This is a genomic window from Pseudoxanthomonas beigongshangi (genome assembly GCF_016820515.1).
Lineage (GTDB): Bacteria > Pseudomonadota > Gammaproteobacteria > Xanthomonadales > Xanthomonadaceae > Pseudoxanthomonas_A > Pseudoxanthomonas_A beigongshangi.
The window spans coordinates 1-13,606 of the sequence record NZ_JADHDV010000008.1 but is presented as its reverse complement, the minus strand read 5'-3'; the positions used below and the strand labels follow the sequence as shown (position 1 = coordinate 13,606).

The following is a 13,606-nucleotide window of genomic DNA, read 5'->3' as shown; positions in this document are numbered from 1 at the left end:
GCGCTTGGCGCCAAATGGAAGCGCCGGGCAACCGGCCTGCTAGAGCGCCCGTGCCGGGTCGAGCAATCCGTACTGGGCGGCCAGTCGCGCCAGCGCGATGTTGTCGGTGACCCCCGCCTTCTCGAACAGGCGCGTCTTGTGCGTGTTGACGGTCTTGGCGCTCAGGCTCAGGCGCTTGGCGATTTCTTCCTGGCGCAGGCCCTGGATCAGCAGCATGGCGACTTCCAGTTCGCGCGGCGACAACGCATCGAAGGGAGAACCATCCCCGGACACGTTGAGCAGCGCCAGGTTCTGGGCCACGCTGCTGCCCAGATAGCGCTTGCCGCGGGCGACGTCACGCACCGCGCGGATCAGCTCCTGGGCGTCGCCGCCCTTGCCCAGATAGCCGGACGCGCCGGCTTCCAGCAGGCGCTTGGGCAACGGCCCGTCTTCCAGCACCGACACGATGATCACCCGCGTCTCCTGGTCACCGCGCACGATGCGCTCGGTCACTTCCAGCCCGCTGTATCCGGGCAGGTGCAGATCGCACAGCACCACGTCTGGCTTCAGCTTGCGGATGACCGGCAAGGCCTCCTCGCCGCTCTCCGCCTCGCCCACCACCTCGAAATCGGTTTCCTGCGCGAGGATCATCCGCATGCCGGTCCGCACCAGCGCGTGATCGTCAATCAGGAATACTCGAATCGTCATGCCACATCCCCTTTCGAGCCTCGGCTCAACACCGAGCCTATTCCCGGAATGCGGCCATCGCAACTCACATTCTAGCCGTCCGTCCGCACCGCGATGACCTCCCACTGGTCATGCATCGTCCTGGTTCCCGGCTCATGCATACTCGCCGTTCACGCCTTCGGAAGGAGCCTTGAATGACATCGAAAACATCGGCACGCCCGTTCTGGGCCGGCCTGTTGCTGCTGGTTGCCCTGCCCGTCTGCGCCGCCGACGGCGGCGATGCGGCGGAATGGAAAGGCCAGGTTGCCCGCATCAGCGCGGGCGCCGATACCGCCGCGCGCGGACAGGCCATCACCAATCGCCTCGACGCCATGGGCGTGACCTGGCGCGAAGAGGCCTTCGAACAGAAGGACAAGCATGGCCGCAATCTGCTCGCCGACCTGGGCGGAAAAGCCGATGCACCGCTGCTGCTGATCGGCGCGCACTACGATCGCGTCGCGGTAGGCCACGGCGCGACCGACAACGCATCCGGTTCCGCCGCGGTGCTGGAACTGGCCGCACGCCTGAAGGCACGGCCACTGGTCAACCATCGGGTCCAGATCGCGTTCTGGGATCTGGAGGAAGCCGGCCTGCTCGGCTCGCATGCCTACGTCACCACGCCGGGACGCGAGAAACCTGCGCTGTACGTCAACTTCGACGTGTTCGGCTGGGGCGATACCCTGTGGATGATGTCACCGCAAGCGGATACCCCGCTGATCGCCGCGCTGCGCAGCGCAAGCACGGCGCACAAGCTGGGCTTCCAGTCGGGTGAACATTATCCGCCCACCGATCATCTCGCGTTCCTCAAGCAGGAATGGCCGGCGGTTTCCTTCTCGCTGGTGGGAGGCGACGAAATCGATCCGATCCTGGCGGTCTTCGGCGGCAAGAAACCGGCCACCGCACCGAAGGTCATGCAGGTCATCCACAGTCCGCGTGACACGGTCGCCGAACTCGACGACGGCCGCGTGGACGATGCCCTGGATGTCATCGAGCAGGGACTGCGCGACTGGGATGCCGCCGCGCGATAAGAAACACGCGGAAAGAAGCACCTTGCCGGGGCGGCATGCGAGAACCGCCCCGGCTTTCCGGACGGCGACGGTGTCGGGCTCGCGACTGACCGCCGGGCATCCACGCCTGTGCGCGGACGTTGGGCTCTCTGGTGGCTCCCGGGTCATCGGCCGGTCCGGGAAGCGGGCCGGGGTGATCGGCGCCTGCCACTCGTTTGGTTTATACGTCGTCCGATGCGAAGAAGCCGTGTAGAGAAGCGCGTGCGACGTGCCGGCGCGTCATACCAAAGGCGAAGGCGTTTCTTTGCACGGAGATGACATCCCTGTCGCTAGCCTGTCGGCAACCGATGCTGCCCTGCCGCGCCATGATGACGCTCGATCTCCCCCATTCGCCCGGCCACGACGGCAGTTTCCTGCTGTCGATCAACGAATCCGAACCCCTGCATTTCCCGTCGCGCATTTCCGCGCTCGCCTACGCCAGCAAGCTCGCCTGGCAACGCGAGCAGCAGGGCCTGGATTACGCGATCAATGTCGAGGGAGGAGACGGCAAGTGGCGCCTGTTCCGCGGCGTTCGTCGGCTGCGTGCCTGACCCGGGTCCCGGAACATCGGATTTTTCCTACAGCAGGTCGGGCACTGCACCGACTGACTGGTCGCGTGCGCCGCGGCATTCTGGACGCGTTCCCGGAAGCACGCCCTGCGACGGTCAGGAAGACCGCTCTGCAAAGGAAAAGGGCGCCGCCTTGAGCAAGCGGAAGCGGCCCGGGAACCTCCCCCTTCAAGGTCCGGCCTGGATGGTGCCGGACCTTTCTTTTTTGCTGCGGCCTGATGATGACCGAAAACGGTGAGTCCGCGCACGCGGGCTGTGGCAGCATCGCGGCATTCCCTCCTGGACCGCCAGCATGCCGACCACCGCCGAACGCACCGCCCTCTTCCGCCAGTTGCACGCCGATGGGCTGCTGCTGCTCGCCAACGCCTGGGACGCGGGCAGCGCGCGCCTGATCGAATCGCTGGGCGCGCGCGCCAGCGCCACCACCAGCGCCGGCCTGGCGTGGTCACAGGGCTATCCGGACGGCGACCATCTGCCGGTCGCGCGCTTGCTGGACAGCGTCGACAGCATCGTCCGTGTCCTGTCGACGCCGTTGACCGTCGATATCGAAGGCGGCTACTCGGATGATCCCGACACCGTCGCCGACACGGTGCTGCATCTGGTCCGGCGGGGCGTGTCGGGCATCAACCTCGAGGACGGCGGCGACGATCCCGCCGTGCTGTGCGCCAAGATCGCGCGCATCCGCGAACATTGCCGGGAGGCTGGCAGCGATGTGTTCGTCAACGTGCGCACCGATGTCTATCTGCGCCGGCTCGCTCCGGCGGGTGCGGCCAGCGTGCAGGAAACCCAGGCGCGCGCCGCGCGTTACCGCGAGGCCGGCGCCGATGGGCTGTTCGTGCCGGGCGTGGTCGAGGAAACCGAGATCACCGCCATCGCCCAGGACGCGGGCCTGCCGCTGAATGTCCTGTGGCGCGCCGCGCTGCCGGATCGCGACCGGCTTCGCCGGTGTGGTGTGCGCCGCCTCAGCGCCGGTTCGGATCTCGCCGAATCGGTCGCTGGCCACCTGCAACGCCGTGCGCAGTCGTTCCTCACCGAGGGCGCCGGCATGCCGGCGGATCCGCAGGCGCTGGGCTACGGGCAGCTCAACGCGCTGTTCGCTTCCGCCTGATCCGCCTCGTTCGGCGTCGCGCGCCGCTGCATTCACGATGCGGCGCGTCAGTCATGGCCCAGGGATTCGATCAGGAAATCCACGACCGCGCGCACGCCGGGCAGTTGCCCGCGCCGGTGCGGCATCACCAGCGTGGTGGTCACCCGGCCGGCATGCCATCCCGGAAAGACACGCGACAGTCGGCCTTCGTCCAAATCCGGGCGGCACAAGGATTCCGGCAGGCAGGCGATCCCCAGCCCCGCGCCGGCCGCCGCCCGCAGCGCCTGCGATTCGTTGGCAATCATGCGCGGCCGTGGGGTGACCTCCACGGTCCGCGCGTCCGCGGCCCCCGCCATGAGTGTCCAGCGCGTTGCGCCGGCACCGCTCAACAAGCCGTCATGCCGTTCCAGCGCTTCCGGGTCCGTCGGCATTCCGTGGGCGTCCAGATAGCCGGGTGAAGCGACCAGCACGATGCTCTCCTGCCCGATTCGGCGCTGCACCAGTCCCGAATCGGGCAAGGGCGCGAAATGACTGCGCACGGCGATGTCATAGCCTTCCTGGACCACGTCCACGAACCGATCGGTCACGTCCAGTTGCAGGCACAGGCGCGGGAACCGTTGCGCCAGTCGCGGCAGGTGCGCGGCCAGTTGCTCCTGCGCCACCGGCACGGAAGCGGTGATGCGCACGGTGCCGCTGGGCTCGGCCACCCGCTGGCGCACGATGTCCTGCGCGGCCTCGGCCTCAATGATCGAGGCACGGGCATGCTCGTAGAAATCACGCCCGACGTCGGTCAGCGTGAAGCTGCGCGAGGTGCGATGGATCAACCGCACCTGCAGCGCCTCTTCCAATTCGGCCACACGCTTGCTCAGGGTCGACTTGGGTAGCCCCAGCCGGCGCGAGGCCGGCGCGAAACCGCCGTGTTCGACCGCGGCGACGAAGAACACCAGGTCGTTGAGATTGAGCACTGAAAGTCCATGAATGTAGACGATAAGTCGCCATTTTGCCGACTACACGGTCAAAGTCCACAGTTCTATTGTTTCCCCACCGGCCGGATTCCCCTTCTCCCCAGGATCTTCATCCATGACCACCACTACCCTGCTGTACGGCGTGCCTTCGGGCTGCTCCTTCGGTTCCATCGTCGCGCTGGAATGGCTCGGCCTGCCCTATCGGCTCAGCCGGATTGCCATGCCCGAGGAAGTCACCGGCGACGACTATCGCCGCCTGAATCCGGTCGGCGAGACCCCCACCCTGATCACCACGGACGGCCGCGCCATCAGCGAAAGCATGGCCATCCTCAACCATCTCGGCGCGCGTGGCCTGGACACCGGGCTGGCATTCGCCCAGGGCACGCCGGGGTTCGACCGGCTCAACCAGATGCTGGCGTTCCTCAACACCGCCTTCTTCAACGCCTTCAGCCCGCTATGGCATGCGCTGGAGCACGGCAGCGAAGGCGTCGAGAACCAGGTGCTGGGCGAATACGGCCGCGGCAGGGTCGTGCGCGCGCACGCCCTGCTGGAACAGTTGCTGGGCGACCGTCCCTGGTTGCTCGGCGATCAGCGCACGCTGGCCGACGCCTACTTCATCGGCATTGCCCGCTGGACGCAGTACCACGACGTGATCGATCGCCGCGATTACCCGAACCTGCAGCGCCTGTTCGACAAACTGGAAGCCGACCCGGCGGTGATCTTCGCGCATGCGATCGAAGCCGGACGCCCGGCGGTGTCCGCGGGTGGATTCCAGGGCCAGGTGCCGCTGCAGGGCGTGCTCGGCGAGTTCCGCCAGGCCGCCTGATTCCCCGGGGCAATGAATGGCCTCCGGCGGCATCCCGTCGCCGGAGGCGCAAGAACCGGAGAGTCGCCGGAAGGCATCGCCGACACACTGGCGCCTCTTCTCCACGAGGGTTCTCCATGAAGGTTCTGCAAGGCAAGGTCGCCATCGTCACCGGCGCCAGTTCCGGTATCGGCGAGGCCAGTGCCCGGTTGTTCGCGCGCGAAGGCGCCCGCATCGTCGCGGTCGCACGCGGCGAGGAAGGTCTGCGCCGGCTGGTCTCCGCCATCGCCGACGAGGGCGGCGAAGCGGTCGCGGTTGCCGGCGACGTGCGTGACGAAAGCTGCGCGCGGGTCGCGGTACAGGCCGCGCTCGAACATTTCGGCGGGCTCGACATCGCGTTCAACAACGCCGGCACGCTTGGCGAGATGGGACCGACACCGGGCATATCCGCGCAAGGCTGGCGCGACACCCTGGACATCAACCTGACCAGCGCGTTCCTGGCCGCCAGGCACCAACTGCCGGCAATGCAGGCGCGCGGCGGCGGCTCGCTGATCTTCACCTCGACCTTCGTCGGCCATACGGTCGGCCTGCCAGGCGCAGCCGCCTACGCGGCGAGCAAGGCCGGCCTGCTCGGCCTGACCCGCGCGCTGGCGGCGGAGTTCGGCGCCGAAGGCATCCGCGTCAATGCCCTGCTTCCCGGCGGCACCGACACGCCGATGGCACGGGCGATGAACGGCACCGCGGAATCCTGGGCCTTCGTCGAGAACCTGCACGCGCTCAAGCGTACCGCCACGCCGGAGGAACAGGCGCGCTCGGCGCTGTACCTGGCTTCCGACGCCTCCTCCTTCACCACCGGCACCGCGCTGCTGGTCGATGGTGGCGTTTCGATCACCCGCATGTAGAGGCGGCGCGCCCGGCACCTTCCCGCTTTTCCTCCTCGCCTGTCCCCGCGCGCCACGCTAGAGTGACGGCGGGGAATCGGCTCAACGGCGGTCGCAGCGGCCGCCACGGGGGAACATCGATGAAGACGAACACCATGGGATGGGTCGGCGCGGCACTGTGCCTGGCAACGGCTACCGCATCGGCGCAGGACGCGCCGTTGTCGGAGGAACAGCAGATCCTGCTGCGCGCGGCGCAGAACGTCACCACCCGCACCGAAACGGTCAGCAGGATTCTCGACTACTGCACCCGCCAGGACGCCGGCTTCGCCGCCACCGGGCTGGACAGCATCCGCGCCTGGCGGCAACGCAACCAGGCCTACGTGGATCTGGGCCCTACCCTGCGCGAGGAGACCTACGCGATGGGCGTGCGCCAGTTCGGCGTCACCCGCGAAGAAGCCGAAGCCGCGCTCATGGCTGCGGTCGAAGAGGTCGCCGGCACCTTCGCCGAGGAGATGGAACAGGTCGATGAGCCCGCCCGCCGGTGCCACGCCTGCGACGCCTATGCGCGCAAGATCAGCGACGGCGAACTGGACATCGGCTTCGAACGTCCCGAGGTGAAAGCGATGCTCGACGCCCGCCTCGATGGAACGCGCAAACGCTAGCCGGCGATGGTGCCGGAGTTCCCGGCGAGCCAGGCCGCCAGTCTCTCCAATCCGACTTCGGTCCCCTCGCGGCGTTCGCCATGATCGGTATAGCCGTCCAGGAACACGACCTGTTCGGTGAACGACATCAGCGTGCCGCCGGCATCGGGCCGCAGCGACACCGTCACCAGCGATACCGAGATGCGCCGCTCGCCCAGCAGCAGGTCGTAGGCGTAGATGATGCGCCGCTCGGGCACGATGTCGAGGAAATGCGCACGGAACACGTGCGCGAGTCCATCGCTGTCATGGACCTGGTTGTATTCGCTGCCGCCGATGCGGAAATCCAGCGCGTAGCCGGCGTTGTTCCAGTCGTCGTGGCAGGAGAACCACGCCTGCTTGGCCTCGGCCTGCGACCACGCCGCGAACACCCGCGCCGGCGTTGCCGGCAGCTTGCGATCGATGCGGAAGTGGGTGTGTGCCTCGGACAGTTCAGAAAGGGGCGGCATGCGATGCTCCTTGGGCAGTTTCAGCGGGAGGAATCCGCGTCATCGGATCCGGTGCGGGCGAGGAAGGCTTCCAGCCGGTCGAAGCGACGCCGCCAGCTACGCTCGCGTTGAGCCGCCCACGCTTCGACCTGGGCCAGCGCGCCCGGTATCAACCGGAACGTGCGCACGCGCCCCTGCTTCTCCGAGGCCACCAATCCGCCCCGCTCCAATACGGCCAGGTGCTTGACCACCGACGGCATCGCCAAGTCCAGTGGCCGCGCCAGCTCCGATACCGAAGCCGGTCCCTGGCTGAGTTGATCGACCATCCGCCGCCGGCTGTCGTCGGCCAGCGCATGGAACAGCGCGTCCAGGCGTTCGGAAGCCTGCGCCGCCATGGTCAGTCCGTCTCCAGCGGTTGCAGGAAGCGTGCGGGTATCCGCTCGCGATAGGGAAAAAGATCGAAGTAAGGCCGCGCCTCGTCATAGGTGCGGCGCACCGAGGGCCGCGCCATCAGGCGTTCGAAATAGGCCGCCAGCGCGCCGAGTCCGGGCGGAAACGGGTGCACGATGCCGGCATAGAACAGCGCCGGCGACGCGGAGCAGTCGGCCAGGCTGAACGTGTCGCCGGCGATCCATTCGCGTCCGGCCAGTTGCTTTTCCAGCATGGCATAGGCGCTATCGAGCGTGGCCAGCGCTTCGGCCACGCCGCGTGCGTCGTGCTCGCCGTCGCCGCGGAGGCGGTCGATGACGACTTTCTGTACCGGCTGATGGACGTAGTGGTCGAAGAACCGATCCCATAGCCGCACCTGCAATGCGGCTTCCGGCTCCGTCGGCAACATGGGGCGCAGCCCGGGATAGTGCTGGTCCAGGTACTCCACCACGATGCTGGATTCCGGAATCACCGCTTCGCGGCGCACATCGCGCAGCACCGGCATCTTGCCCACCGGCCAGACCTCCAGGAACGCATCCAGCGAATCGGCGTTGTCGTGCCGGACGATGACGCCCTCGAAGGGCGTGCCGTGCTCGTACAGCGCGATGAGCACCTTGTGGCAGAACGAGGCGAGCGGGTGGTAGTAGAGCACCAGATCCATCGATGTCCTCCGGGGAATGCGCGCCGGGAATGGCCCGCCCAATAGTTTCCCTATTGGATAAGTATTAGCCCGGCGCCGGACCGGGCGCAAGTGCCCGCGCCGGCTTCCGCTTGGTCACCCCGACCGTGCCCTTTGTCCCAGCCGCGTTGTCCGGCGATGCGGCGATGTCCATCGTGCCTCCTTCCCCGCGCCTGCCATCCGGAACATCGCCCATGCATTCCCTGTTCAACGGCTATCCCTGGATCCGCGCCGGGACCAGCCTGCAGCTCCTGCGCATCGTCACCGCGATCCTGTTCATGGCCCACGCCGCCGTCCGCATCTTCAACGGCACGATTCCCCGTTTCGCCGAATTCATGGAGGCGCAGGGATTCCCGCACGGCTCGGCCTGGGTCTGGGCAATCACTTTGTACGAACTCACCGCCGGCACGCTGCTCGTACTCAACCTCGGCGTGCGCTGGGCGGCGTCGGGCCTGGCGGTGATTGCCGGCGTCGGCATCCTGCTCATCCACTGGAAGAACGGTTGGTTCGTCGGCGAGCACGGCGTCGGCGGCAGCGAGTACAGCATCGCGCTGCTCGCCATGCTGCTGGTGATCGCCGCGCATGACGCCAATCGACACGCGCAGGCCGTCGCCGCCCTCATGCCGCAGGTGAAGGACAAGGCGCCACCACCGCTGGTGCGGTTGACCGGAACGGATTGATGCGGTCGCTGGGAGCGCTACGCCGGTGACGGCACCGGAATGCCACGGCGGATCAAGCCGTGGATCTGATCGCGGTAGTTGCGGCCACTGACCAACCGGCGTCCGGTATGCAGGTCGATCCGGTAGCGGCCCGACCCCATCGGCATGATTTCCCGGATCGCGCCCGCGCGGACAATGGTTGAGCGGTGCACGCGCAGGAACGCCAGCGCGTCCAGTTCCGCCTCGAACGACGCCAGCGTGCGACGCAGGGTGTAGCGTCCCTGCTGGCAGTCGATGTCCAGGTAGTTGCCCTGCGCCTCGACGACGTTGATCTGGCTCTCCGGCACCAGTTGCACGCGCTGCCCGACCTGCAGCGGAATCCGGCGTACACCGTCGTCGACCGTCGCCACCTGCAGACCCTGCAAGGCCAGGCGCTCGCGCAGGCGCTCCACCGTCTGTTGCAGGCGTTCGGCGGACAGCGGCTTCAGCAGGTAGTCCACCGCGCGGGCGTCGAAGGCGCGCGCGCCGTGTTCGTGATAGGCGGTGACGAACACCACCAGCGGCTGCGGTCCACGCCATTGCGTGAGCGCGGAAAATCCATCGCCGCCGGGCATCTCGATGTCCAGGAACAGCACGTCGATGGCGGTCCTGCGGGCCGCCTCCAGCAGTTCCTCCACGTCCACGCACTCGGCCACCACCGCGATGCTGCCGCCGGCGACCTTTTCCAGCAGCCGGCGCAGGCGCGCGCGCGACAGCGGTTCGTCATCGACGATGGCGGCTTTCAGGCTCATGCCACCCGCTCCAGCGGACGGGTGCCCAGCGTCGTCGCGTCGACCGCGGGCAACGGGATTTCCAGCTCGACCAGATACCGGTCGGGGGAGGTATCCGGCCTCGACAGGCGCGCCCGATCGCCATACAGCAGTTGCAGGCGTCCGGCGACGCCGCGCAGGCCCACGCCGTTGCCGGCGACGGTAGCGGTGCCGGGTTCGGCGCTGTTCTCCACGGCAAGATGAAGGACGCGATGGATCAACCTCGCCCGGATCAGCAACCCGCCGGGAGACTTGCGCCGGGCGATGCCGTGGACGATGGCGTTCTCGACCAGCGGCTGCAGTATCAATACCGGCACCGGCACGTCCAGGCAGTCGGCATCGATTTCCCGGCGCACCTGCAAACGGCTGGTCAAGCGGATCTTTTCGATCATCAGGTAGTGATCCACCACCGCCAGTTCGTCGCGCAGCGGCCGCTCCTGCATTTCGTCCTGCTTGAGTCCGTCGCGCAGCAGCGCCGACAGCGAAACCAGCATGCGATCGGCCAGATCCCGGTCCACATGCACCATCTCCGCCACCGAGTTCAGGGCATTGAACAGGAAGTGCGGATTGACCTGCGCGCGCAGCGCTTCGAGCCGGGTGGAAACCAGGCTCTTCTCGATGTCGGCGATGCGCTTTTCGCGCTCGCGCGAACGCTCGTAGTACACGAACGCGTGCGCCACGCCGATCACCGTCCATGCCGTCATCAGGTTGTTGCGGATGCTGGTGACCACGACCTCGCCAAAACCCGGCAGGACGTCATACCACTGGAAGATCGGGTCGGTCAGGTAAACGTACGCGGCCTTCAGCACGATGATGGCCGCCACGCCCAGCGACTGCACGCCCAGGGCCCGCATGACGGACCCGCGCTCGATGGGAAAGCGCCGGACCAGCCAGAGGACGCCCAGGCTGAAGGGCACCCAGGTCATCCAGCCACCGAAGCTGAAGTGCAGCGCTCGCGACCAGGCGATCGGCTTGCCATCGGTGTCGCCCATGGCCACGACCTGGCTGGCGAACATCACCGAGTACGCGGTCCACCACAGCAGGACCATCCAGACGATCAGGGGAATCTTGAAGGGGCGCTTGTCCACGGGCGCCACCCTACCGCTCCGTCGCGACGTCGTACAGGTATCCGGCGGGCTTTTTTTCAGGATGTCGGGCGCGCGTGGCGTTCGTCACGCGCCCGGTGCCGTTCGTCACAGCCGGATGGCGGTCCTGTCCCGGCGGCGAGAAAGATGGCGCACTCCCGCCGGGCGGACAACGCCAGGAAGCCCAGGCTTCCGCGCAAGGACGACGGCTTCCACCACGAGAGGATCCCATGGCACACCGATTTCTTTTCCTGCTTCCCCTGGCCCTGGCGGGCGCGACCCCGGTCGCGTGGGCCGGCGAATGCGAGGACAACTTCAGCAAATCCGGCAGCGTGTTTTCCGGCGCCGACTTCTCCAGCAAGGTGACGGTGCCGGATCTGTCCGTGGCCGACGCAATGGGTCAGATCCGCGGCATCATGATCGCCGAGAAGATGGACGTGATCACCGAGGACGCTGGCACCGGCACGATGCTGGTGGAACAGCGCTCGACCAATTTCACCCGCGCCGTCCCCACGCTGATCAACGTCAGCCAGGAGGGCAACGCGGCGGTAGTGGAGATGACGGTCAAGACCGAGAAGGGCCAGTTCGCCAAAGCCGATTCGATGCGTCCGTACATGTGCCAGCTGATGGCGAAGATCAAGGGCGGCAAGGAAGGCAGGACCGCCGGCGCGCAGGGCGCGCGCACCCAGAACGTGGCGGACACCACGTTCAAGGACGTATACGTGTTCTCCCGCGAGATCGCGCGCGAGGCCAAGGGCAACGCGCTGGTGGTCAACGCCCGCCACAAGGGCCGCAAGTACAGCCTGAAGGGCCGCGTGGACTATATCCAGGAAGATGGCGCCGAGTACAACGTCTCCTTCGACATCCCCGACGAGAGCGAAGTCCTGATCAAGGTGCCCGGCGACGACCAACCGCGCGTTGGCGTGGCCTGTCTGTTCAACGCCAACCAGCTCGCCAACGTGCTGACTTTCCGCAAGGGCCACTACGCCACCTTCACCGGCAGCTTCCATCGCTACGACGATTTCAAGCGGATGCTGTGGCTGGAGAACTGCGTGCAGGCGAAGAAGAAGAAGTGACGCAAGCGGGCACTGCAACTTGCCTGCAAGTGCCGTCCCATCATCCAGGCGGATACGCAAACGCCCCCGTAGGGGGCGTTCTGCGAAGGTTTGGCGGAGAGAGTGGCAGCCAAACAAAATTTATGTTTGAATCCTGACCATCCCATAAAAGCCTATAAAACACTTAAATTTAAGGCTTTTTCTCAATTGAAATTCGCTTCTCCCGGCGACCCCAAGTTCAAGATATCCTTACAATGTTGGGAACAAAGTAGGGAACAGAAATGAAGCTCACGGTTCCTTTCGTGGGTAAAGCCCCCGCCGGCAGGCACGGTGACGGCGGCGGACTCTATTTGCTTGTGAAGCCGGACGGACGCAAGACTTGGGTGTTCCGTTACCGCGACCGGACCACAGGGAAGTCTCGAGACAAGGGCTTGGGACCCTATCCGGACGTCAAGCTCGCGGAAGCCCGCGAACTAGCCGGCGCCTGCCGGTCGCAGCTCCGCTCAAACATCGACCCGATTGCATCCCGAAGGGCCGCCCTTCAACGCGCGAGGGCCGAGCAGAGCAGGATGCTGACCTTCGGTGAGTGCGCTAACCGATTCATTGCCGCCAACGAGCATTCGTGGCGTAACCCAAAGCATGTCGACCAGTGGCGGTCCACCATCGACACCTATTGCGGCTCACTACTCAGGCTCCCCGTATCAGACATTGACACAAACCTTGTGTACAGCGCGCTGAGCGCGATATGGCATGACAAAACGGAGACGGCCACTAGGCTACGCGGACGCATCGAACGGGTACTGGACTGGGCGAACGTGAGCGGATTTCGTTCTGGTGACAATCCAGCCAGATGGAAGGGAAATCTTCAGCACCTACTTGCCCCGCCGGAGAAGCTCAAGAAGGTCGAGCATCGGCCCGCCCTCCCCTATGCGGAAATGCCTGAGTTCATGAAGAAGCTCCGGCAGCGGAAGGAGTTGTCAGCCCTTGCCCTGCAATTTCAGGTCCTGACGGCCACGCGACCCGGTGAAGCAACAGGCGCGAAGTGGGAAGAAATTGATTGGAAACAGAAGCTCTGGACCGTGCCACCAAGCCGAACCAAGACCAATAGGGCACACGAAGTCCCTCTGAGCGAACAGACCATTGCGCTCTTGAAGGGGATACCCAACACCGGGAAGTCGCACGTATTTCCGGGTAAGGCGAACAGGCCAATCGTTACCGCCGCGCCGTTGAAGGTATTGCGAACAATTCCGGGCGCCGAAGGCACCACTTGTCACGGCTTTCGTAGCTCATTCCGGGACTGGGCGGCTGACAAAACCAATCACGGACGAGACATCATCGAGATGTCGCTCGCACACAAGGTAGTAGGAAAAGTCGAAGCCGCATACCTGAGAAGCAAGATGCTCGAAAAGCGAGCGGCGCTTATGGCGGATTGGGGCACCTATTGCCTCGGAAATGTGGGACACAGCAAAAGCGCTAAACCCGACCAATGAGCGCAAGTACCTAACTTCCCAACTACCGAAAACGTCAAACTTGTGCAGTGACCTGTGGCCGCCCAAGCCAGCCGGTACCGCGACTCACAGTAGGCAACACGAACTAACTCACATGCACCCTAAAAGGGCGCAAACAATTCCGAAAACGTTGCGGGACAAGGCTCTCGGGCCATCGAAGACTGTCCGTTGTGGACCGGCCAGCCTTTCGTAGACATC

16 protein-coding genes are annotated in these 13,606 nt (G+C 65.8%); 9 read left to right on the top strand and 7 right to left on the bottom strand.

Going from position 1 to position 13,606, the window contains the following annotated elements; translation table 11 throughout:
• Positions 1-39: 39 nt before the first annotated feature.
• Positions 40-687, bottom strand: a complete 648-nt coding sequence (locus IQ458_RS07650; RefSeq protein ID WP_183636819.1) for a response regulator — start codon at positions 685-687, stop codon at positions 40-42.
• 173 nt (positions 688-860) lie between these two features.
• Here IQ458_RS07650 and IQ458_RS07645 point away from each other — a divergent pair, with 173 nt between their 5' ends.
• The 3 genes from IQ458_RS07645 to IQ458_RS07635 all read left to right on the top strand — a co-directional run bounded on the left by IQ458_RS07645 (position 861) and on the right by IQ458_RS07635 (position 3,428).
• Positions 861-1,733 carry a M28 family metallopeptidase gene (locus IQ458_RS07645; protein ID WP_203322422.1) on the top strand — a complete coding sequence of 291 codons (873 nt, stop codon included), beginning with the start codon at positions 861-863 and terminating at the stop codon, positions 1,731-1,733.
• Between the two features lie 347 nt (positions 1,734-2,080).
• Complete coding sequence (locus tag IQ458_RS07640) at positions 2,081-2,302, top strand: hypothetical protein (protein ID WP_141452642.1); 222 nt, start codon at positions 2,081-2,083, stop codon at positions 2,300-2,302.
• Between the two features lie 310 nt (positions 2,303-2,612).
• Positions 2,613-3,428: an isocitrate lyase/PEP mutase family protein gene (locus tag IQ458_RS07635; protein WP_203322421.1), complete on the top strand. Its 816-nt coding sequence runs from the start codon at positions 2,613-2,615 to the stop codon at positions 3,426-3,428.
• Positions 3,429-3,475: 47 nt separating this feature from the next.
• Here IQ458_RS07635 and IQ458_RS07630 read toward each other — a convergent pair whose 3' ends face one another.
• On the bottom strand, positions 3,476-4,372 hold the full coding sequence (locus IQ458_RS07630) for a LysR substrate-binding domain-containing protein (protein ID WP_203322420.1): 897 nt from the start codon (positions 4,370-4,372) through the stop codon (positions 3,476-3,478).
• A gap of 115 nt (positions 4,373-4,487) precedes the next feature.
• Here IQ458_RS07630 and IQ458_RS07625 point away from each other — a divergent pair, with 115 nt between their 5' ends.
• The 3 genes from IQ458_RS07625 (at position 4,488) to IQ458_RS07615 (ending at position 6,720) form a co-directional block, all read left to right on the top strand.
• Positions 4,488-5,198, top strand: coding sequence for a glutathione S-transferase family protein (locus IQ458_RS07625; RefSeq protein ID WP_203322419.1), 711 nt, complete (start codon positions 4,488-4,490; stop codon positions 5,196-5,198).
• Positions 5,199-5,314: 116 nt separating this feature from the next.
• Positions 5,315-6,079: an SDR family oxidoreductase gene (locus tag IQ458_RS07620; protein ID WP_203322418.1), complete on the top strand. Its 765-nt coding sequence runs from the start codon at positions 5,315-5,317 to the stop codon at positions 6,077-6,079.
• A 119-nt stretch (positions 6,080-6,198) separates the two neighbouring features.
• Positions 6,199-6,720: a hypothetical protein gene (locus tag IQ458_RS07615; protein ID WP_203322417.1), complete on the top strand. Its 522-nt coding sequence runs from the start codon at positions 6,199-6,201 to the stop codon at positions 6,718-6,720.
• Here the strand turns inward: IQ458_RS07615 and IQ458_RS07610 are convergent.
• Genes IQ458_RS07610 through IQ458_RS07600 form a run of 3 tightly spaced genes read right to left on the bottom strand, consistent with a single transcriptional unit; the run spans position 6,717 to position 8,274 of the window.
• On the bottom strand, positions 6,717-7,205 hold the full coding sequence (locus IQ458_RS07610; RefSeq protein ID WP_203322416.1) for an SRPBCC family protein: 489 nt from the start codon (positions 7,203-7,205) through the stop codon (positions 6,717-6,719). The genes IQ458_RS07615 and IQ458_RS07610 overlap by 4 nt on opposite strands.
• Before the next feature lie 20 nt (positions 7,206-7,225).
• The gene (locus tag IQ458_RS07605; RefSeq protein WP_141452635.1) at positions 7,226-7,579 is read right to left on the bottom strand and encodes an ArsR/SmtB family transcription factor; all 354 of its coding nucleotides are present in this window, start codon (positions 7,577-7,579) and stop codon (positions 7,226-7,228) included.
• A 2-nt stretch (positions 7,580-7,581) separates the two neighbouring features.
• Entirely contained in the window at positions 7,582-8,274 is a 693-nt protein-coding gene (locus IQ458_RS07600; protein ID WP_203322415.1) for a glutathione S-transferase family protein, read from the bottom strand.
• A 212-nt stretch (positions 8,275-8,486) separates the two neighbouring features.
• Between IQ458_RS07600 and IQ458_RS07595 the strand changes: the two genes are divergently transcribed.
• Positions 8,487-8,972 carry a DoxX family protein gene (locus tag IQ458_RS07595; protein WP_203322414.1) on the top strand — a complete coding sequence of 162 codons (486 nt, stop codon included), beginning with the start codon at positions 8,487-8,489 and terminating at the stop codon, positions 8,970-8,972.
• 17 nt (positions 8,973-8,989) lie between these two features.
• On the opposite strand, the gene IQ458_RS07590 is transcribed toward IQ458_RS07595, so the two are convergent.
• Complete coding sequence (locus IQ458_RS07590) at positions 8,990-9,742, bottom strand: LytR/AlgR family response regulator transcription factor (protein ID WP_141452632.1); 753 nt, start codon at positions 9,740-9,742, stop codon at positions 8,990-8,992.
• A complete protein-coding gene (locus IQ458_RS07585) occupies positions 9,739-10,848 on the bottom strand; it encodes a histidine kinase (protein ID WP_203322413.1) in 1,110 nt (369 codons plus the stop codon). Before IQ458_RS07585 ends, IQ458_RS07590 begins: the two co-directional genes overlap by 4 nt.
• 227 nt (positions 10,849-11,075) lie before the next feature.
• Here IQ458_RS07585 and IQ458_RS07580 point away from each other — a divergent pair, with 227 nt between their 5' ends.
• Both IQ458_RS07580 and IQ458_RS07575 read left to right on the top strand, forming a co-directional pair.
• Positions 11,076-11,921: a hypothetical protein gene (locus IQ458_RS07580; protein WP_203322412.1), complete on the top strand. Its 846-nt coding sequence runs from the start codon at positions 11,076-11,078 to the stop codon at positions 11,919-11,921.
• Positions 11,922-12,181: 260 nt separating this feature from the next.
• Entirely contained in the window at positions 12,182-13,390 is a 1,209-nt protein-coding gene (locus tag IQ458_RS07575) for a tyrosine-type recombinase/integrase (RefSeq protein ID WP_203322411.1), read from the top strand.
• The last annotated feature ends 216 nt before the right edge of the window (positions 13,391-13,606 follow it).

Excerpts from the sequence above, each read along its gene's own strand:
- IQ458_RS07610 (WP_203322416.1), bottom strand. The coding sequence starts at position 7,205 with ATGCCGCCCCTTTCTGAACTGTCCGAGGCACACACCCACTTCCGCATC.
- IQ458_RS07650 (WP_183636819.1), bottom strand. The coding sequence starts at position 687 with ATGACGATTCGAGTATTCCTGATTGACGATCACGCGCTGGTGCGGACC.
- IQ458_RS07620 (WP_203322418.1), top strand. The coding sequence starts at position 5,315 with ATGAAGGTTCTGCAAGGCAAGGTCGCCATCGTCACCGGCGCCAGTTCC.
- IQ458_RS07605 (WP_141452635.1), bottom strand. The coding sequence starts at position 7,579 with ATGGCGGCGCAGGCTTCCGAACGCCTGGACGCGCTGTTCCATGCGCTG.
- IQ458_RS07575 (WP_203322411.1), top strand. The coding sequence starts at position 12,182 with ATGAAGCTCACGGTTCCTTTCGTGGGTAAAGCCCCCGCCGGCAGGCAC.
- IQ458_RS07580 (WP_203322412.1), top strand. The coding sequence starts at position 11,076 with ATGGCACACCGATTTCTTTTCCTGCTTCCCCTGGCCCTGGCGGGCGCG.
- IQ458_RS07615 (WP_203322417.1), top strand. The coding sequence starts at position 6,199 with ATGAAGACGAACACCATGGGATGGGTCGGCGCGGCACTGTGCCTGGCA.
- IQ458_RS07625 (WP_203322419.1), top strand. The coding sequence starts at position 4,488 with ATGACCACCACTACCCTGCTGTACGGCGTGCCTTCGGGCTGCTCCTTC.
- IQ458_RS07600 (WP_203322415.1), bottom strand. The coding sequence starts at position 8,274 with ATGGATCTGGTGCTCTACTACCACCCGCTCGCCTCGTTCTGCCACAAG.
- IQ458_RS07635 (WP_203322421.1), top strand. The coding sequence starts at position 2,613 with ATGCCGACCACCGCCGAACGCACCGCCCTCTTCCGCCAGTTGCACGCC.
- IQ458_RS07595 (WP_203322414.1), top strand. The coding sequence starts at position 8,487 with ATGCATTCCCTGTTCAACGGCTATCCCTGGATCCGCGCCGGGACCAGC.
- IQ458_RS07590 (WP_141452632.1), bottom strand. The coding sequence starts at position 9,742 with ATGAGCCTGAAAGCCGCCATCGTCGATGACGAACCGCTGTCGCGCGCG.
- IQ458_RS07645 (WP_203322422.1), top strand. The coding sequence starts at position 861 with ATGACATCGAAAACATCGGCACGCCCGTTCTGGGCCGGCCTGTTGCTG.
- IQ458_RS07640 (WP_141452642.1), top strand. The coding sequence starts at position 2,081 with ATGACGCTCGATCTCCCCCATTCGCCCGGCCACGACGGCAGTTTCCTG.